Raw genomic sequence first — 19,883 nt, 5'->3', positions numbered from 1 at the left:
GCGATTTTCCACTGTCGGTGACCTGGGCTAACGCTATAGTCGTAACGGGTGGCTTCCCGAGCCCTTCCGCTCTGCTACGGTGAGCCATGGCGTACCTCTACATTGGGAGTATCTAATATCGATGTTCAAGTCCATCCTGGTCGTCTGCCGAGGCAACATCTGTCGCAGTCCCGTGGCCGAGGCCATGCTTCGTCAGCAGCTTCCTCATTGCCGAGTCTCGTCGGCTGGCCTTACTGCCCTGGTCGGGGAGGGCGTCGAGCCCAAGGCCAGGCAACTGGCCGAAGCCGATGGATTCGAGCTTGGCGAGCATCGAGCCCGGCAGCTGGAAGCCGACCTGCTGGCCGAAGCCGACCTGGTACTGGTCATGAGTGATGACCAGCGACGCGAGATCGCCTCACGCTGGCCATCGGTACTGGGCAAGACCATGCGCCTGGGCCATTGGCTGGAGCAGGGCAATGGCCAGGATATTCCCGATCCCTATCGCCGCTCCGAGGCCGTTTTTCTCCAGGTGCATGGCCTCATAGCCCGTGCCACCCGCGAGTGGGCCGGTCGTTTATAACCCCTGAAATTGCCGCCTTTTCGGCGCACATCCAAGCAATTCCCCTTCTTTCTTCGCTCGGCAGGAGCTGCGCTCCTTACATTGGGCGGCTCGCTTTGTCGTGCCTACGACTGAGTTGTCTCACCTCATCAGTAGCGTCTCACCAGGCTTCGCTTGGTGAATTATGACAACGAATTTTCAGCATGTCCTTTCACTAAAAATCAGGCGGTGGGCTCGTCAGGCCAACGTAACCTATGTGTATCTTCCGCTGCTTTTTTATGTAACGGAAGGTATACCCGCCCTGCCGTTCCTTGTGAGCCGCAGCGCGGGTCGACCACAAAGGGACGATCGGGCTTCGGATGGCTGCCAGTGAAATCCGGGGCGGTAGCGTGCCAAGGGCAGTCAAGGGAGAGAATAAAATGATAATGCTAGAAGGTAGTTCAATGTCGTTGGAGGCCTCCGGTAAGGGGCGTACGGGGGGCAGGACAGTCTCGGGAGTCGCGCGGTTTTCTATTGCCTTGGTGCTGGTAGGAGCGGTGCTGATTTCAGCCGGTTGTGCCTTGGCGCCTGGGGGGCATATCAACGAGAACCGGCTCGATGAGTCGCTCGACTCGCGTGTGGATATACGACCGATAACGCCAGAGCTGGTGAGGGACATGCAGCTCATCGAGCCCGCTTCGCGGCCCGTCCCCCCGACGCTTCAGCGCGACATGCAAGAGTACGAGTATCGCATCGGCCCGGGCGACGTGTTGAGTATCATCGTCTACGACCATCCCGAATTGACCATACCGGCAGGCAGTGAGCGTGCCGCTGCGGAAACCGGCAACCGGGTAAGGCCCGACGGCACCATGTTCTATCCCTATGTGGGGCGAGTGCAGGTCGCTGGCATGACCCTGGACGAGGTCAGGGCGTTGATTAGCCGGCGACTCTCGAATGTGATCACCGAGCCTCAGGTCGAGGTGGGCATCGCCGCCTTCCGTTCCCAGAAGGTCTACGTCAGCGGCGCGGTGGCAAACCCAGGCACTCAGCCGCTCACCATCGTACCGATAACGTTATTGGATGCTATCAGCGAGGCCGGCGGTGCCGGTGATAATGCGGATTGGCACAATATCATTCTCTCCCGTGACGGCCGTGAAGAGCGCATATCGCTTTACGCGATGCTGCGCCAGGGTGACATGTCCCAGAACCGTCTGCTGAGGGATGGCGACCTGGTGCATGTGCCTTCGTCGGAGAATCAGAATGTCGTGGTGCTGGGGCATGTCCTGCGTCCCGGCGCCATCCCGCTTGGCAACGAGCGACTCTCCCTGACAGATGCCCTGGCTCGGGCCGGTGGCGTCAACGAGAGTCGAGCGCAGCCTTCCGGCATCTTCGTGGTGCGCGGGAATGCCCCGGACAGCGAAACGCTGGCGACCGTCTATCAACTGGATATCAGCGATGCCACTCGGTTGATGCTCGGCACGCGCTTCCCGCTGGATCCGCAGGATGTGGTGTATGTGACGGCAGCGCCACTGGCTCGCTGGAACAACGTCATCAGCCTGCTGCTGCCTTCGGTCAATCTTCCGGGCGACACCGCCAGATCGGTTGATCGTATCGGTGATCTTTGAGGGCCGGGAATCTTGATACTTCACGAGCGATGAGGTTATGGCAATGACGATCTTTCCCGCCCCCCCTGCTGCATCTCCGGCTCCTCAGGAGAGTAGCGATATCAGCCTGAGAAAGCTGGTGGGCATGCTGTTCGACCACAAGTGGCTGATCATGATGGTCACCCTGGTCGCGATATTGATCGGTTATTTTCACTCCAGCTCCCAACCTCGTATCTATCAGGCCGATGCCCTGATCCAGATCGAGAACCGTGGCGCCATGCTGGGCCTGCTGGAATCCCTGGCCGTGGGGGAGCAGACCGGGAACCCCACGGCGGCAGAACTGGAGATTCTGCAATCAAGAATGGTTTTGGGCGAAACCGCCGACCGGCTCGATCTTGCGATCCGCATCGAGCCGCGTCGGCTGCCTCTCATCGGTGACTTCCTGGTCAACCACGGCTTCACTCATGAGGGGTATGAGGGGTTGGTGCCGGATTTCCTGCGATCCCGCTGGTTCGAGCCCTCGGAGGAGCTGGGGAGTCCCTACGTCTGGTCTCAGGAGTCGTTGAGGGTGTCCCGCTTCGATGTGCCCGAAGGGCGAGAGGGGCGAGGGCACATTCTGAGGGTAACGGAAAATGGTGGTTACGAACTGTTGCACGAGGGGCAACTGGTTCTGACCGGACGCGTCGGTGAAACCGTGCAGGACGAGGTGCGAGGCTATCGACTCTTTGTCAGCCAGTTGGAGGCGCACCCGGGGGCGGAGTTTCATCTTTATCGCGTCTCGCGACTCGCTGCCATCAGGCAGTTGCAGGGTCGATTCCTCATCCAGCCAAGGGGGCAGGATTCCGGTGTCTACCAGTTGACGCTGAGTGGCACGGACCGGGAGCAGATCCAGGAGTCGCTGGACACCTTGACCGGAGTCTTCCTGACCCAGAACGTTCAGCGGCAGTCGGAAGAGGCCGAGAAGCAGATTGCCTTTCTCAACGAACAGATCCCCCAGGTCAATGAGCAGTTGACCGAAGCCGAGAATCAGCTCAACGAGTATCGGTCCCAGCGGGACTCCGTGGACCTTACCTTCGAAACCCAGAACCTTCTGAGCAGCCTGGTAGCGGTGGACAACCAGCTCACCGAACTTGCGCTGGCCGAATCCGACCTGGCCGAGCGCTATCGGCCGACTCACCCCAACTATCAGGCCTTGCTGAGAAAGCGCTCACAGCTACAGGCCGAACGGGAAAGGCTGGATGCGCAGATCGGCGACCTGCCCGAAACCCAGCAGGAAGTGTTACGGCTGACCCGGGATACCCAGGTCAACCAGCAGGTCTATGTCCAATTGCTCAACCAGCGCCAGGAGATGCGACTGGTCAAGGCGGGAACGGTGGGGAACGTACGTATTCTCGATGCGGCCATGCTTCAGCCGGGACTGGTCTCGCCGCGCATCAGCCTGACAACGGCAATCAGTGGGCTGATCGGTGCCCTGCTGGTGTCGATGGTCCTGGTGCTTCGGTTGCTGATGACCCGGGCGATCAAGAGTCCCGATCAGCTCGAGGAGCTGGGGCTGCCGGTCTATGCCGCTTTGCCGGAGTCCGCCGAGCAGAGCAAGCTGACCCGGCGTATTCGGCCGCGCCATGCGAAGAAGTCCCAGGAAATCTTTCGTCGACTGCTGGCGATGGAGAACCCCTCCGAGATTGCCGTGGAATCCCTGCGTGGCCTGCGTACCAGCCTCTATTTCGCCATGCTGGAAGCCGGGGACAATCGGCTGATGATTACCGGGGCTAGCCCTGCGGTGGGCAAGAGCTTCGTTGCTGCCAACCTGGCTGCGGTTTGCGCCCAGGCCGGCCAGCGAGTCCTGCTGGTCGATGCCGACATGCGTCGCGGCCACTTGCATCATGCCTTCGGAGGCCAGAGCGAGGGCGGGCTGTCGGAGCTCCTGGCGCAGCGTATCGAACCGGAGGAGGCGATTCGGCACACCGACCTGGAGGGGCTTCACTATGTCTCCCGGGGCACGGTGCCCCCCAACCCTTCCGAGCTGCTGATGCAGCGCAGTTTCCACGCCTTCCTGGAGTCGATGAGTTCACGCTACGACCTGGTGGTGCTGGATACCCCGCCGGTTCTGGCCGTGACCGATGCCGCCGTGGTGGGCAAGCTGGCCGGGACCAGTCTGTTGGTGGTGCGTTTCGGCACTAATCCGCCGGCTGAGATCAAGGCGGCCAAGCGGCGCCTGGAGAGTGCCGGGGTCAGACTGAAGGGCGCTATCCTGAATGGTGTCGAGAAGCCGACCAAGAATCGCTATGGCCATTATGGCAGCTATCTCTATGCCTATCGGTGAATCGCTATGCTGAAGCAAATGCACGAACTCTATATGTTGCTGACCAAGCCGCAGCGTCGCCGGCTGATTCGGCTCCAGATACTGATCATCATCATGGCCTTCGCCGAGGTTGCCAGTGTGATATCCATCGGCCCCTTCATGGCCGTGGTGGGCGACATGAGCCGGCTGGAAGGGGAGGGCTGGCTGGCCCAGGCTTATACCCTGAGTGGCGTCGATAGCCCGGAACGCTTTCTCACCCTGATGGGCATTGTGGTGCTTGGGGTCCTGATATTGGCCGCCCTCTTCTCGATGTACACCACCTGGCGGCTGTCCCTCTATGGTGCCCATGTGGGCGCCGAGCTATCGAGTCGCCTCTACCTCTACTACCTGCACCAGCCCTGGCTGTTCCATGCGGGGGGAAGTAGCAGTCGCCTGATAAACCGGGTGTCCCAGGAGGTGCAGCGGGTAACCAGCAAGATCATCAATCCCTTCATGCAGTTCAATGCCAAGGTGGTGATGGTCACCTGCATGTCGCTGACCATTCTGATCTACAATCCCGTGGTTGCGATCAGTGGGTTGGTGATCTTCGTCACCACCTACATGCTGCTCTACAAGACGGTGCGGCGTTTCCTGATCGCCAACGGCAGGCGGATTTCCAAGGCCCAGACCAAGCGCTTCAAGCTGATGACCGAAGGCTTCGGTGGCATCAAGGATCTGCTGCTGTTGCGTCGGCAAGATACCTATACCCATCAGTTCGACAAGGCCAGCCACCGAGTGGCGCGTGGCCAGGGAGTCACCCAGGGGCTGAGCGATGCCCCACGCTATGCCATCGAGCTGGTAGCCTTCGGCTCGGTGATCGTTCTGGTTCTCTATCTGCTCAACATTCACCAGGGCAACCTGGGGGCGATCCTGCCGGCGCTGTCGATCTATGCACTGGCCGGTTTCAAGATGCTGCCGGCTTACCAGAAAATCTATTCAGCGATCTCCAATATCCGCGGCAACATGGCGGCCTATGAGGCCATTCGCGGTGACCTTCTGGCAAGTCGCACACCGGAGATGTATGTCCCCGCAGACCAGTCCGATGCGGCGCCGATGGTGCCAGAAGTGTCAATCCAGCTCGAGAACGTGGTTTTCCAGTATCCAGGCAAGGAGGATGCCGCGCTCAATGGCCTGACGCTGACGATCCCGGCTCGTGGCAGGGTGGGATTGGTGGGCGAGTCGGGTTCGGGAAAGTCGACGGCCGTGGATCTGTTGCTGGGATTGATTCTGCCCCAGCAGGGCCGAGTGCTGGTGGATGGTGTGCCGCTGAACGAGGAGAACCTGGCCAATTGGCAGGCCGGCGTCGGCTTCGTGCCGCAACACATCTTCCTGGCAGATGCTTCCATTCTGGAAAACGTCGCCTTCGGCTTGCCCCGTGACCGGATCGACGTGGAGCGGGTGAAGGAGGCACTTCGCATGGCGCAGCTCGATACCTTGATCGACTCCATGCCGGCAGGCGTGGAAACGCAGGTGGGCGAAAGGGGTGTTCAGCTCTCGGGGGGGCAGCGTCAACGCATCGGCATCGCTCGTGCCCTCTACCGCAAAGCCCATGTCCTGGTGCTCGATGAAGCCACCAGCGCCCTGGATGGGATCACCGAGAAACGGGTGATGAGCGATATCGAGCAGGTTGCCGGCGGCAAGACACTGGTGATGATCGCCCACCGCCTTTCCACGGTAAGAGGCTGCGACATCATCTATGTGCTCGATGCGGGCCGGGTGGTGGACAGTGGCACCTATGACGAACTTGCTGAGCGCAACACGACATTTCGCATGATGGCCAACCTCTAGCGCTACCTGGGCGAGAATACTCATGAATCTGATCGCCGCCGTGCTGCTGTTCCTGGGGCTGAGCCTTGCCAGCTTCTATATTTTCCCTAGCGGGCAACCGCAGCCTGCCGACTTCCTGCTGCTCGGTTTCGCCATCATCATGTCGATCATGGCATTGGGTGACGAGCACCTGGAGCTCTCGCCGTTTGTCGTCAGCTGGGGAATGATGGTGCTTTGGGTACTGTTTGTTTGCCTGGGCTGGACCCTGGTCATGGAAACCACGGCGTTCCTGATGTACCCGGCTTTCTTCTTCTTCAACTTTCTCGTGGGAATGGCCACGCTGCGTTTCTTGAGGATCTTCGGCTCCTATGCGCGAGTATTGATTCGTACTGCCGTATCCATTGCGCTGCTGGTCACGGCTGGCTACGTCATGGTGCAGCTGGCAATGGGGGTCAATCGCACCACGGGAAGTTTCAACAATCCCAACCAGTTGGCCTACTTCTCGCTGTGCGGCGTTGTGGTGCTGATGATGCTTGACGATTTTCGTCCTCAGTTGAAGCCGTTGGTACTCAGTGGCCTGGCTGCGGGCATGGTGGGTATCCTGGCCGCATCATCGCTGGCGGCAATGGGGGGAGGTGTCCTGGTCGTGGCCGGCTGGGCCATGGCCAACGCCACGCGGATCAAGCATTTCGCACGCTTGCTGGTGGCGGTGCCGCTCCTGCTCGTCGTGGTTATCGTCATCAACCTTCGCGCCGATGGGCAGGTCATGCACAACCTGCAGTCGCGCATGGACCGGGCGCCGACCAAGGTGGAAAGCATGTATGAGGAGCGCAAGTTCGACCGGCTCGTGCACTTTCCGGAGTATGCGATTCTCGGAGCCGGCGAAGGCGAGCGGCAGCGCTTTGTCCCCTATCACCGCAACGAGATCCATTCGTCCTACATCAACATGCTGTTCGCCTACGGCATACCCGGCCTCGGCCTCTTCCTGGTGGTGATCTTCACCGCACTGCGCCGCGCTCCGGCCTATGTATGGGTGGGCCTGGCGGGCCCGCTCTTCTACTCGGTGACACATAACGGTCTCCGCTCGACGCTGTTCTGGTTAGTGCTGGTGCTCTGCTGGCATCTCTATCGGTGGGGACGCCAGTCGGTTCACCATCCCCTACCCGCTGCGCAAGACGGACTCGTGCCTGGCGAACCTTCGACCAGGCACTGATTCGACCCGGTTCTATCGTCGACGCCTCACGGGAACGAATAATGAAAACCCGACCATTTCTCGATGCATGGTGCTCTGTGCGAGGCCCTCTTGTTTTGCTGGTCATGGCCGTGGCGGTGATTGCCGGAGCGGTCGGGGCGGTGGTGGCAGTTTCGCTGGGAGGCACGGCCTCGGCCGCGCCGCCGTTGGCGATTGTGACGGCCCAGGGGGAAACGACACCGGTCAAGAGCCGCGGCGATGCCGCCGATGACGCTGCTATCTGGTTCAACGTCGCCATGCCCGAGCAGAGCCGCATTCTTGGAACCGACAAGCGGCGCGGGTTGGAGGTGTATGACCTGCAGGGGCAGCGAGTTCAGTCGCTACCGATTGGTCGGCTGAACAACGTGGATCTGCGTCAGGGCGTGATGGTGAATGGACAGGCAAGAGACCTTGCAGTGGCAACGAACCGTGACGAGGAGAGCCTGGCCCTGTTCGAGATAACGCCAGAGGGTGAGGTCATCCTGCTTGGCGCGGTCCCCACCGGCCTCGAGGAAATCTATGGTGCCTGCCTGTATCGACACGGCGATGAGCTGCACGCCTTCGTCAATGCCAAGGACGGTCGCTACATGCAGTACCGGCTGGCCCTTGGTGGGGAAGAGCCGACTATCGTGCCACTGCGCTACTTCCGGCTGGATTCGCAGCCCGAAGGCTGTGTGGCCGACGACAGTCGTTCGCGGCTATTCGTCGGAGAAGAGGATGTCGGGGTCTGGGTGATGGATGCCTCGCCCGATGCGGCATCCACACGCGAGTTGATCATCGAGGCGCGCGACCCGCTGAAGGCGGATATCGAAGGGTTGGCACTCTACGACAACCGCTACCTGGTGATATCCAGCCAGGGCAACCATCGCTTTGCCCTGCTGGAGGCGACGCCGCCCTATCGGCTCCAGGGCATCTTCCGCATTGATGAGGACGAGAGTGATGGTATCGGCCACGTTCGGGAGACGGATGGGCTGGCGGTCAGTGCACATGACTTCGGGCCCGGGTTCGAGGAAGGCCTGGTTGTGGTGCAGGACGGCAGGAATTCGCCGGAGAACCAGAATTTCAAGTATCTCGGCTGGTCGCACATCGCCGCCGCACTGGAGCTAACTGAGCAGGAGTGATAGCTGCTCCGGATAGAAGTGAGGGAATACGTATGCAGAATCTATTGAAACCTTTGTTGTTTCTCCCGCGCTGTGTGAAGCGTCGAGTCCTGGTGGCGATCGACGGGGTCATCGTGATTGCCTCATTGCATCTTGCCATCATGCTACATATGGGAAGCCTGCAGTTATCGCTCGACACCCCCCTGTGGGGCACCAGTGTCCTGTCAGCCGCCGCGAGCCTGCTGCTGTTCAAGTGGCTGGGGCTCTACCGCGTGGTGATTCGTTACATGAACCATACCACCGTACCGGTGGTGGTAGTGGCGGTCGGCGTCTCGGCATTGGTGGTCCTGCTGGCCAGCAGGCTGACGGGCCTCACCCTGGTTGCCCTGCCGGTTCTTGTCAGTTATGCCCTGCTGCTGCTGCTCGGCCTGGGCAGCGTGCGTTTCCTGTTGCGGGAGCTTTATCAGTTCAGCCAGCGGCGGCTACGCCGGCCCGTGGTGATTTATGGTGCGGGGGCGGCAGGCTGCGACCTGGTCGCCGCCCTGCGCCATGGGAGCGAGTTCGAGCCGGTGGCCTTCGTCGATGATTGGCGTGGCCTCGATGGCGCTCTGGTCGAGGGACTGCGCGTGCATCAACCGGTTGCTCTGGCGGCACTGGTCGAGGAGTACAAGGCTGCCATGGTGCTGCTGGCCATTCCGAGTGCGCCACGCTGCCGGCGCAGGGAAATCCTGCGCAACCTGTCGGCATTATCGGTACCGGTGAAGACCATTCCCGGGAGTGCCGATGTCATCGCGGGCCGCGCACATATCAGCGAGCTACGTGATGTGGCACTGGAGGATCTGCTGGGACGTGATCCTGTGCCGCCTTTCCCGGACCTGCTGGAAGCCAATATCCGAGGCAAGTCGGTCATGGTGACCGGGGCGGGAGGCTCCATCGGTAGCGAATTGTGTCGTCAGATCATCGCACTGGGCCCCGTCCGGCTGTTGCTGGTCGATAACTGTGAATTCGCGCTCTATGCCATCGAGCAGGAGCTCGCCAATCACACAGGGGCCGGCAGGACGGGAACCGAGATCAAGCCCTTGATGATATCGGTGCAGTCGCGAGAGGCGCTCGAGACGATCTTCGACGCCTTCGAGGTTCACACCGTCTACCATGCCGCGGCCTACAAGCATGTGCCGCTGGTGGAGTACAACCTCATCGAGGGTATTCGCAACAACGTCTTTGGCACCCTGAACCTTGCCAGAGCGGCGATGGCGGCGAGAGTCGAGTCCTTCGTGGTCGTTTCCACCGACAAGGCGGTACGACCCACCAATGTCATGGGCGCCTCCAAGCGCTTGGCCGAGCTGATCTGCCAGGCCTTCGCCGACACCGGGTGCCGTACGCGCTTCTGCATGGTGCGGTTCGGTAACGTCCTGGGCTCCAGCGGTTCGGTCGTACCGCTGTTCCACAAGCAGATCGAGCAGGGTGGCCCGGTCCAGGTGACGCACCCGGAAATTACCCGCTACTTCATGACCATCCCCGAGGCCGCACAGCTCGTGATCCAGGCCGGTGCCATGGGGCGGGGGGGCGAAGTCTACGTGCTCGACATGGGGGAGCCGGTAAGAATCCAGGACCTGGCAGTCAACATGATTCGTCTTTCCGGCCTGGAAGTGCGGGACGCAGAGCACCCCGATGGTGATATCGAGATCGTCTATACCGGCCTGCGTCCCGGCGAAAAGCTCTATGAGGAGCTCCTTATCGGCAATGCCGTGGAAACGACTCGCCACCATCGCATCATGACCTCCAACGAGCGCTTCTGGGAGTGGCCACGGCTCGAGGCCTTCCTGAGCGAGCTGGATAAGGCCCTCGGGGCGACGAATCACACCCGCGTACGCCAACTGATGCAGGCGGCGCCTCTCGACTATCGTCCCCTCGATGAGATAGCCGACCTGGTCTGGGAAGCCCGTCAGGAAAGGCTACCCGACATACGCCCGAAGCGCGCCAGCGTGATACCGCTACGCGAACCCGGCACCAAGCTCGATACGCTGCTGATCCCCATTCCGAAGGAAAACTGACATGCCTCTGGAACCATTACTGGCAAAGCTGTGGGTGATCCGGCGAGTGGAGCGGGCCGGGTTTCATATTCAGTCGATGAAGCGCTATCGCCCGGTGGACGCTCGGGACTACGAGGGCAACCCTCTGGCACTGACCTACCGCTACCCGGGGCGGCGGCTCCTGCTCAGGGCTCCGGTTGCGTGGGGGTTCGGGCTGCTCAATTTTCCCCACAGCCGGCCGCGCCCGCTGGCCCCAGTGATACCGGAAGCGCTGGCCAATCCCGATCGGGCACGAGCGTTGATCCGCAATGCGCTGTCACGTTTCTATGCCGAGTGGCAGCCGGAAAACGCGGCGGCCTTCTTCGAGCTCACGAGCAGCGAAGCCGGCGAGTTGGTCGAGCTGCCGTCCTGGCTCTCTCCATGGCCGTGGGAACACCTGGATCTGGAGGCGAAACGTGCTCAGCGCCGTCGTTGTGAAGGGCGTGAGAATGCCCGGGTATTGGGCAGCACGCTGGCAATTGAAGATGGATGGAAGTTCTGCGGCCCGGTGAGTGCGCCAAAACTTGAAGTGGAAGTCGAGCGCCTGACGAGGGTGCTGGCGTCGATACGAGCCCGCGGGATTCTTCGCCATGACGGTACCGATGGGGATATTCGTGCCATCGTCTTGAGCCACCCAGATGGGAAGTGGCGCTGGCAGGTATTGGCTGGACAGCATCGCTATGCGGTTATCAGTGCACTGGGAGAGCCCTGTATCGATATCCGGGTGGAACACTTCATCAGGCGCGAGGAAGTGATGTTGTGGCCTGGCGTCGTATCGGGACTGTTTACACCGACCGCGGCGCTCAAGGTCTTCGATGCCTGTTTCGCCAGAGCCGAGAGAGATGCCGGTACGGCCAGAGCCGAGAGAGACGCCGGTACGGCCAGAACCAACGCGATCTCGATGTGTTCAATATGGAACAAGATATGAGCATGCAAAAAAGATTCAAGGCGTTGGGGCGCCGGCTATCGGGCAAGCAACGCTTTCGTCATCGTGGCTATATAGCAGGCGGCGTGGGCTTCGCTGAACTTGCTGACGCCCTGGCGGCCATGCAGGTAGATCATCTTTTCTTCAATTGGCCTGGTGCCGACGTCCCATGGCCCGGTGCCGAGGAGGTGATCCTGCTGGTGTCGGACCATGACCTGGGTCGTGTGACGAAGTTGTTGCGGCCACAGCGACGCAATGGCGACATTGCTTGTCGACTCTTTACCCTGGGTGGCCTGCCGGGTAGCGACCGGAATGGCGTGGCCTGGCTTCCCGTCAGTCGTGCACGTGAGATGCTGGCGGTGGCAGGGCGGTCCGGCACATACCTGGCCAGCGATGAACAGCGTCTGCTCGCCATGTGCCATGAAGCGGTGTATCACCTTGGCACGTCGAGTGGCTTGCCGATACGCGCAGGTTTGCCATCCAGTGCCGGGATGTCGCCTTTTGCCCAAGCTATTCAAGCGCTCAACGAACGGTGTGCACTCTGGCCAAATCCTCAAGCGATGGGGTTGGAGGAGTTGGACGAGCGGTTGGCCGAGTCGGGTTGGCGACCAAGCACGGACACGTTGAGCAAGCTATCCCAGGCCAATCCATGGGTTGCGCAGATTGTGGCCCTGGCCCATCGAGGTTATCCGGACGCAGTGCCTGGCCTGGCTGTAATGTTGGTGAGAGAACAGGGACTGCCCTACCTCGATGCCTTTCGCAGAACGCTCGAACACCATGGCTTTGATGTGCTGTGCGAGCTCGCTATCGACAGTGAGGATCGGCTCCGTGTGGCCGATCGGATCCGGGGAGGAAACTGGGGGCGCGGGCCTTTTCCCTGCAGTGGCGGCTTACCCGCTCATCTGCTGGTCATCCATGATGTTCATCCCGACGTGAGCCGGTCCGAGGCTGCTGGAGCGAACGAGCTGGTCGATAATGCCCGCGTGTTCACTGCAAAGGAGAGCATGCGCAGGCGCATGAACCGTCATCGCCCGGCCCGGCAGCACTGCAATCCCCTGCATTCATCGGACAATGCCGCCCAGGCCGTAGAGTATCTTTCGGTTGTGGCACCCGACCGGATAGACGCGATTCTGGAACAGGCCCGGCAGCGTAACGCCGCATACCGTACGCCTTATCCCGTGCTGGCCGATCTCAGCAAGCATGCTCGGCGCGCCAAGGTGGAACTGGTGGACTTCCATGGTACCCAGGCCATCTGCAAGACCTTTCGCCCTGGCAGAGAGCGTTTCATGGAGCGGGAGATCCAGGCCCGTGAGCTTGGCAAGGCGCTGCCGGAGGTCTCTAGCATTCTCGAGATCGGCCCCCGGCACCTGGTGTTCGAGTGGTATGCCGACAACCTTCAGCGAATCCTGTCACCCAGGGCACCTTTCTATCGGCACGGGATGTTGCCCATCTGGGCCATAGAGCGCCTGAGACATGTGATCCTGCATTATCGCCGGCTTGGCTACGAGTGCATCGACCTCAACCCGCACAACCTGATCTACGACCCCTGTCAGGGATTGAAGATCATCGATTTCGAATTCCTGCAGCCGGGTCCACGTGGCGTCGACACCTTGAAGGGGAACTACGCCTGGTATGCCGTACCGGGTGACTTTGCCGGGGACGTGCCGCAAGCGGCGCGTTACCGGCCTTACCTGCGCCGATGGCTCCCCTATACCGGTCTGCCCCGCCTGCTATGCCTTCATGAGCTGCCACGACCGGTACTGGTAGTGATTCGCTCCTTCTTCCTGGTGCCGCTGACACTAGCTGGCATGAAGCGGGCAGGTCGACGCTATATCAGGCGCCTCAGGCGTCAGGCCGTTGCGAAATAGCGCTGTTTATAAAAGAGTGCTTAGTCAATGAAAATCAAGAGAGCCGTCAAACGACGCATCGATCGGCTGCTGGGCCGTCCCACGTCCCATCGTCGATTTATCAGCAGTGATATCGGCGTTCAGGGGTTTCTGGAGATATTGAAAGATAATAATATTCGCTATGTTGTGCTGCGATGGTTTGAGTCGTTGCCCACAGTGCAGACGGGTGAGGATATCGATATTCTAGTTGCCGATGAAGATGTGAAAAAGCTTACCTCGCTACTCACTGTCGCTGGAAATGAAAACGATACGCCTTGCGATATCTACAGTGTGAGTGGCCTTTCGGGAACGAACTCACACGGGTTGCCTTACTATCCACCAAGTAATGCGAAGTCTATTCTGGATAATGCATTATTGTTGAACGGCATCGCCAGGGTGCCCGGGCCGGATGAGCATTTTCTGTCGCTGTCTTATCATGCCGTCTACAGGAAGGGGTATCTGTCAGGGATACCTTCACGTGACCCGACACTGAACGTTAAGGTTATTTCGCCAAGGGATCATGATTACGTCGGCGAAATCAAGAAACTTCATGAACACTCGAGCTATAGGGAGCGGGCGCTGGATATCACGCTCGAGGGAGTCGATGCGCTATTGGCCGAATGCCGATGGCGTCCCCTGCCTGATGTTCTAAAGGAAATGGCAAGACGCAATGAATGGATTCGCGAAGCGCTTGTAACGTCCCCAGTCGCACAATGACCTTACCATCGAGGAGGTTTGCCATGGTCGAGGATGCAGGTTTGGCTCCCCCGGGCGGCTTGCCGGCTGCCCGGCGTGCAGCACTTGAGCGGCTGGAAGCGAACAACTCTGCGTGGCGGTTGGTCCTGCGTGGTGGTTCCCCCAACGCCGCGCCAGAGGCCTCGACTGGCCCAGACAACCTGTCTTCCATGGGCGATGTGTTGTATCGGGAGTGTTTGCGATTTCCGGCACGAGCACGGAAGAACCTTGCTGAACTGACGGAACTCACCCTGCCGAAAGGTGGCGGTGTATTGGAATTCGCCGTGCTGCTACCGGGAGACTCTTTGAAGATACTTCCGACTTGGGCTTCTGCCAAAACGGGCCAGTGGGGAGGACTTGCTCTGGCTGACTCGATCCGAGTAGGGCGCTGGCTGCTGGATCAGAGTTCACGACATTTTCTACTCCATGCCCGTTATGGTCGTTTCAACGTCACCCGAGCACGGCTTTCCTATTTTTCCTGTTTCGTGGCTTCCAACGGTTATCGTCATGATCAGGTTCTGCTGGACGCAAGCATCGTACTGGAACTCTACGGTCTGCGAAGGGCGCAACGTCTTGATTATCTTGCACTAGAGCCTGAACGGGTAAGTCGTCCCTGTATCCATCGTAACGATGGAGAGCTTATTCATCACGGCGCCAGCTGCCAGGCGTTGCTGGAGGACCCGGATCGTCACTTTCAATTGGGTGAGCTGCGCTATGTCTCCTTTTCCCAACTGGAACGCTTCAAGCGTTCTCGCCGGCATGACGTAGATGACTACGACCTGGGAATGATGCGTGCACTGGAAACGAATAACAGGGCAGCCCTGCTGTGGCACCGAGGGCGCTATGAGTTGAGCCTGGCTGTCCGGCGGGCTCGGCGTGGAATCAGGCGCCTGGCAAGACGCCTTTTCGGAAAGCAGCTGGCTGAGCTCTACCATCGCCGGCATAACAGGCGAAGTCACTAAGTGCCCCTTATCTCAGTAGTGGTCCCTGTCTACAACAAGATTGCGACGCTGTCGGCCTCTCTGGAGTGCCTTTACCAGCAGACCTTCCGCAATTTTGAAATCATCGCCGTGGATGATGGTTCCACCGACGGCTCCCTCGAGCTATTGCAGCGCCATGAAGAGGCCGGCGAATTGCGCCTGTACCGACGGGAAGCGCCTGGCCCGGGTGGTTATGCGGCTCGTAACCATGGCGCGGAGCAGGCAAGGGCCATGTGGCTGGTCTTTTTCGATGCCGATGACCTGCTCCTGTTCGATCATTTATCCTGTTTTGCCGACGGGATATCCCGCTATCCGGAGATAGAACTATTCGTCAATGCCTACCAGAAGATGGAAGATCATCAGCGGCTTCCCCGGGTCGAGGACATACCGGCGGGTGTGCTCAATCGACATGAAGCATTGGCTGCTTTCGCCCGTTGCGATTTCATTCACATGAATGGTGCCTGTATACGTCGAGAACGCTTCCAGGCGTTGGGCGGTTTTCCCGTCGAGCGATACCGCAGGGGGGGAGATGTCTATTTCTGGCTCAAGGCGCTCTGCGCGCTTGAAGCCATTCACTACGACAATACGGTTACCAGCCTGTGGCTGCTGGACCACAGTGGCGTGACACGCGAGAAGAGTAACTTGATGAATGTTCATCCAAGCATTGACGTTCTTAAAGAGTGCGAAAAATCGCTGACATGGCATGACCGTCGACAACTGAGGGCAGCGGTAAACCGCAAGGTGCTTTCCTGGGCGGTGGAAAAGAAGCTGCTTGGACTATCCATCAAGCAGGATCTGGCTTCTCTCAAGTGGGGCAGCATGCGCCTGCGGCACTGGCTTCATGCTGCCATGCTCATGGTGCCTCAGCCGTACTATAGCAGGCTGAGAAAATGGCTTAAGTGAAAGCCTTGATTGAATGAAACATTATCAAGAGGAGGTCGCTGCCTGGAAAGGGAGGAATGGGTTGGAAGGGTTGAGTGGATAAGGGGGGGGGATTTGCGAGGAAAAGTCGATGAGCAAGACGGTAATTACCTACGGCACCTTCGATATGTTTCACATAGGTCATCTACGGTTACTGCGGCGGTTGGCTGAGCTGGGAGATCGTCTTATCGTGGCGGTATCAACCGAGGAGTTCAATGCGGAAAAGGGAAAGAAAACACTGATTCCCTACGATCAGCGTACCGAAATAATCCGGGCTATTCGCTATGTAGATGAGGTTATTCCGGAACATAGTTGGGAGCAGAAGTTGGATGATGTGAGGCGATATGACGTCAGTATCTTCGCCATTGGTGAAGACTGGAAAGGCCGTTTCGATTTCCTTAAACCCTACTGTGACGTGATTTACCTGCCGCGTACCGAGGGAATTTCTTCCACTGAGTTGAAGCGATCCCTCAACCGTTTTTCCAGCATTTCCCGTGAGGACCTGCTGCATGCCTGCGAGGTGCTGGAGGCCTTGCGTAAGGACTTCGCCTGAGATACCCCCTGGACCCCACCAACCGCCACTTCGGCCCCTGGCCGGGAGATAACGATGACGTCGTATCTGGTGCGTCTGGCACAGCAGCTTCTTTGGCTACCTCTGTGCTTGATCGGTTTGATATATCCTCGCAACGAAAAGCTGTGGGTCTTCGGCGCCTGGCATGGCCGTCAATATTCCGATAACACATGCTACCTTTACCGCTATGTCCGAGATAATGTGCCGGAGTTGCGGGCCGTGTGGTTGAGCCGGGACCCGCAGCTGGTGGATCAGGTCAGGGCAGAGGGGGGCGAAGCGGCTTTGGCCTACTCACTGCGCGGTATCCTGATTTCACTGCGAGCAGGCGTCTTCCTGGTGACCCACTCCTCGGAGGACGTCAATGCTCATGCGTCCTTGGGGGGGAGGCTGATTAACCTGACTCACGGCACGCCGCTCAAGCGGTTTGGGCGCGACGCTCGCTCCACGCGCATCGGGAAGCTGACGGTATTTTTCGATCAGTATCTGCGCCGGATCCTGCCGGGGAAGCGTCGCCCCGACCAGGTGCTGGTAGCGTCCGAAGTGGGAAGATTGCGTATGATCTCGGCTTTCGGTCTCCCCCCCGAGCGGGTCAAGGCATTCGGTTTTCCTCGATGGAACGCCTTTCGAGCAAATGCCGCGGAGTTGCTGAGCCGAGAGGGGATTGAGGCCAGTGACTATAAAGGGATCCTTCTCTACGCACCGACCCTGCGCATGCAAGGCAAGGGACGGCTCGATGTGGCCCAAGGCGACAGGTTGATGTCATTGCTGGGTTGGCTTGAACAGAACCGACTGTTGCTGCTGATACGTGGCCACACCTCGCTCAACATGGTGGGCGTAGAGGAGCTGGTTCGTAGCTCCCTGAGTATCAGGGAAGTCCCGATCACACGCATCCCGGATGTCAACGCCTTGCTGCCGGCAATCGATATTCTTATCACCGATTATTCGAGCCTGATGTTCGATTACGCCTGCCTCAAGCGGCCAATCATTCTGATGGCGCCGGATCTCGACGAGTACCAGCATCGAGATGTGGGAATTTATGGGGATTATTTACATGATTCACCAGGGCCTGTCATTTCGTATTGGTCACAGCTGCCGGAAGCCTGGGAGGATATCCAGAAAGGCGAGTATGATGCCAAGCTGGAAAATTTCTTGAATAAACATGGTGTTCTATATGACGACCATGTGTGTAATAGAATAATGAATCATCTGCGTGCTTGAAAGGCTGGAAGTATTAAATTTTCTGTTGTTAATGCGAAAAAGGTAGAGTGGATAATGCCTTTCTTTACTATTGTCGTGCCTGTGCATAACAAAGAAGTCTCTCTCGATGCGGCGTTGTCTTCGGCGTATCAACAGACCTTTCGGGATTTCGAAGTCGTTGCTATTGACGATTGTTCGACGGACCGCTCAGCGGCGCTACTGAAGCGCCATGAGGGAAAGGGGCTTGTGAGAGTCTATAGAAGATCCACTCCAGGCCCTGGTGGTTATGCGGCAAGGAACCACGGCGTCTCTCAGGCAAGAGCGGACTGGGTCGTGTTTCTTGATGCCGACGATCTTCTTTTGCCCAACCACTTGCAGAATTTTCATGAGGCTATTCAGGAAAATCCAGATGTTCAGTTTCTGGTGAATGCTTATGAAAAAATTCATCAGGGAAAAAAGTCAGGTCGTAAAAAAGTCTTTGATACCGGGAGGGTTTCTCGAAAAGAAGCCTTGGCGGCCTTTACCGTTGCAGACTTCATTCATATGAATGGTGTCTGCATGCACAAGCCATTCTTTTTTTCCATTGGAGGGTTTCCGGAAGGCCGGTTTCGGCGGGGGGGCGATGTGTATCTCTGGTTGAAGGCGTTGTGTCAACTCGAAGCCATTTATTATAATGAAGAAGTAACCAGTTTCTGGACAATGGATTCCAGGGAAGTTACCAGGAATACACTGAACTTGCGGGGGGGGCATCCCAGTGTCGAGCTGTTGGTGGAGGAAGTGGGCGAGCTGAATTTCCTCGATCGAACCAGGTTGAAAGCGGCGGTCAACAGGAAGGCCATTGCCTGGGCGGTGGAAAAGAAGAGTTGTGGGCTGCCAGTGGCAGAGGATGTGTGGGGGCTGTCTTTTCTTGGACTTAGGCCTCGTCAGTTTATACCTTTAGTGTCGTTGATTTTGCCTGATCGGCTGTTCAAGGGGTTGCGACTGTTGCGAAAGTCAAGGTGGTCGTGGCTCGGTTGAGTTATTCCTTACTATCGGCCCTGGAATCCTTATGAATTTCAAGACTTACTCAGACTTGAGTGATGATATAAGAAAGAATGTAGGGGCACTTCATGCGCTAGATGTCGACCTGGTTGTTGGTATACCCAGGAGCGGTATGATTCCCGCTTACATGATCGCATTGGGGTTGAATCTGCACTGTATTGATATTGTTTCATTTGCAAAAGGTGGACAGCTTAAGAGTGGTGTGACCAGAAAGGTTTCCAAGGAATTAGATACAGCATGGGATGCCAGGAAGGTATTGCTTGTCGACGATAGTATCTATTCTGGTAAATCCATGAAGTTGGCACGGAAAAGTATTCCAACTTCCTATACTGGCGATATCGTAGAGCTGGCCATTTACTCGTCCATTCGCGGGCGAAATGATATCGATCTCTATCTGGAGTACGTGCCTCACCCACGGGTATTCGAGTGGAACATATTCCATCACCCCATCCTCTCCAGAAGCTGTATCTCCATTGACAGGGAGGTGGCGGGAATCCTGAGCCGGGAGGGAAGAGGTCATGGAGAGACGGATGGAGTGATAACTAATGATTTTTCTCCCCTTCTGGATACCCACGTTCACTCCCTGGTATCAGTAGAAGGAGAGGCGAATAGAGGTGAAATTGAGGCATGGCTAGCAGGTCGTGGTATCAGCTATGACAGCCTGGTCTTTCTCGGTGACAAGCCAGGGAGAGGTTTTTCCAATCGGTTGGAAGCCGCTAAAGAGAAGGCTGCTTATTATAAAAGCAGCAGGCTTGAGTTCTTTATTGAGCCTGATGGGACTCAAGCGCTGGGCATATTCAAGAGAAGCGGGAAGCCTGTTTACTGTTCCAGTCGCAATGTCGTTTATCAAGCTTCAGTAATTCATGGGCTATATTCTCACCCTGCGCCGATAGTCGCAAGAATGAAACACCAAACCAAATTTCTCCCGTCTCCGGTTAAATCTTCATTAAGGTTCATCTACGGGAAGTTGTTTAAATAGAAGGCCTTTCGAATGG

The 19,883-nt window shown here is 58.2% G+C and carries 16 protein-coding genes; all 16 read left to right on the top strand.

What is annotated here, in order from left to right:
• Nucleotides 1-121 precede the first annotated feature (121 nt).
• The 16 genes from LY622_RS04860 (at nucleotide 122) to LY622_RS04785 (ending at nucleotide 19,867) form a co-directional block, all read left to right on the top strand.
• Nucleotides 122-559, top strand: coding sequence for a low molecular weight protein-tyrosine-phosphatase (locus LY622_RS04860; protein WP_234289854.1), 438 nt, complete (start codon nucleotides 122-124; stop codon nucleotides 557-559).
• A gap of 422 nt (nucleotides 560-981) precedes the next feature.
• Nucleotides 982-2,142: a polysaccharide export protein gene (locus LY622_RS04855; protein ID WP_234289853.1), complete on the top strand. Its 1,161-nt coding sequence runs from the start codon at nucleotides 982-984 to the stop codon at nucleotides 2,140-2,142.
• Nucleotides 2,143-2,185: 43 nt separating this feature from the next.
• Nucleotides 2,186-4,444 (top strand): polysaccharide biosynthesis tyrosine autokinase, encoded by a 2,259-nt coding sequence (locus LY622_RS04850; RefSeq protein WP_234289852.1) that lies wholly within the window; start codon nucleotides 2,186-2,188, stop codon nucleotides 4,442-4,444.
• A gap of 6 nt (nucleotides 4,445-4,450) precedes the next feature.
• Nucleotides 4,451-6,250 carry an ABC transporter ATP-binding protein gene (locus LY622_RS04845; RefSeq protein ID WP_234289851.1) on the top strand — a complete coding sequence of 600 codons (1,800 nt, stop codon included), beginning with the start codon at nucleotides 4,451-4,453 and terminating at the stop codon, nucleotides 6,248-6,250.
• Nucleotides 6,251-6,272: 22 nt separating this feature from the next.
• A complete protein-coding gene (locus tag LY622_RS04840) occupies nucleotides 6,273-7,442 on the top strand; it encodes an O-antigen ligase family protein (RefSeq protein WP_234289850.1) in 1,170 nt (389 codons plus the stop codon).
• Between the two features lie 41 nt (nucleotides 7,443-7,483).
• Nucleotides 7,484-8,581, top strand: a complete 1,098-nt coding sequence (locus tag LY622_RS04835; RefSeq protein ID WP_234289849.1) for a phytase — start codon at nucleotides 7,484-7,486, stop codon at nucleotides 8,579-8,581.
• Between the two features lie 32 nt (nucleotides 8,582-8,613).
• Nucleotides 8,614-10,614 (top strand): polysaccharide biosynthesis protein, encoded by a 2,001-nt coding sequence (locus tag LY622_RS04830; RefSeq protein ID WP_234289848.1) that lies wholly within the window; start codon nucleotides 8,614-8,616, stop codon nucleotides 10,612-10,614.
• A gap of 1 nt (nucleotide 10,615) precedes the next feature.
• Complete coding sequence (locus tag LY622_RS04825; protein ID WP_234289847.1) at nucleotides 10,616-11,560, top strand: ParB N-terminal domain-containing protein; 945 nt, start codon at nucleotides 10,616-10,618, stop codon at nucleotides 11,558-11,560.
• The gene (locus LY622_RS04820; RefSeq protein WP_234289846.1) at nucleotides 11,557-13,425 is read left to right on the top strand and encodes an aminoglycoside phosphotransferase/kinase family protein; all 1,869 of its coding nucleotides are present in this window, start codon (nucleotides 11,557-11,559) and stop codon (nucleotides 13,423-13,425) included. The genes LY622_RS04825 and LY622_RS04820 overlap by 4 nt, the downstream gene beginning before the upstream one ends.
• 27 nt (nucleotides 13,426-13,452) lie before the next feature.
• On the top strand, nucleotides 13,453-14,160 hold the full coding sequence (locus LY622_RS04815) for a hypothetical protein (protein WP_234289845.1): 708 nt from the start codon (nucleotides 13,453-13,455) through the stop codon (nucleotides 14,158-14,160).
• Between the two features lie 23 nt (nucleotides 14,161-14,183).
• On the top strand, nucleotides 14,184-15,140 hold the full coding sequence (locus tag LY622_RS04810; RefSeq protein ID WP_234289844.1) for a hypothetical protein: 957 nt from the start codon (nucleotides 14,184-14,186) through the stop codon (nucleotides 15,138-15,140).
• Complete coding sequence (locus LY622_RS04805) at nucleotides 15,141-16,061, top strand: glycosyltransferase family 2 protein (RefSeq protein WP_234289843.1); 921 nt, start codon at nucleotides 15,141-15,143, stop codon at nucleotides 16,059-16,061.
• 109 nt (nucleotides 16,062-16,170) lie between these two features.
• The gene (gene tagD, locus LY622_RS04800; protein WP_369413773.1) at nucleotides 16,171-16,632 is read left to right on the top strand and encodes a glycerol-3-phosphate cytidylyltransferase; all 462 of its coding nucleotides are present in this window, start codon (nucleotides 16,171-16,173) and stop codon (nucleotides 16,630-16,632) included.
• Between the two features lie 54 nt (nucleotides 16,633-16,686).
• Complete coding sequence (locus LY622_RS04795) at nucleotides 16,687-17,868, top strand: CDP-glycerol glycerophosphotransferase family protein (protein ID WP_234289842.1); 1,182 nt, start codon at nucleotides 16,687-16,689, stop codon at nucleotides 17,866-17,868.
• A gap of 54 nt (nucleotides 17,869-17,922) precedes the next feature.
• Nucleotides 17,923-18,864: a glycosyltransferase family A protein gene (locus LY622_RS04790; protein ID WP_234289841.1), complete on the top strand. Its 942-nt coding sequence runs from the start codon at nucleotides 17,923-17,925 to the stop codon at nucleotides 18,862-18,864.
• Between the two features lie 31 nt (nucleotides 18,865-18,895).
• Nucleotides 18,896-19,867: a phosphoribosyltransferase gene (locus LY622_RS04785; protein ID WP_234289840.1), complete on the top strand. Its 972-nt coding sequence runs from the start codon at nucleotides 18,896-18,898 to the stop codon at nucleotides 19,865-19,867.
• Nucleotides 19,868-19,883 lie beyond the last annotated feature (16 nt).

It is taken from the genome of Halomonas alkalisoli (assembly GCF_021412585.1).
Lineage (GTDB): Bacteria > Pseudomonadota > Gammaproteobacteria > Pseudomonadales > Halomonadaceae > Halomonas > Halomonas alkalisoli.
Note: the sequence above shows the minus strand (reverse complement) of the source record. Positions and strands in the feature narration are given on the sequence as shown.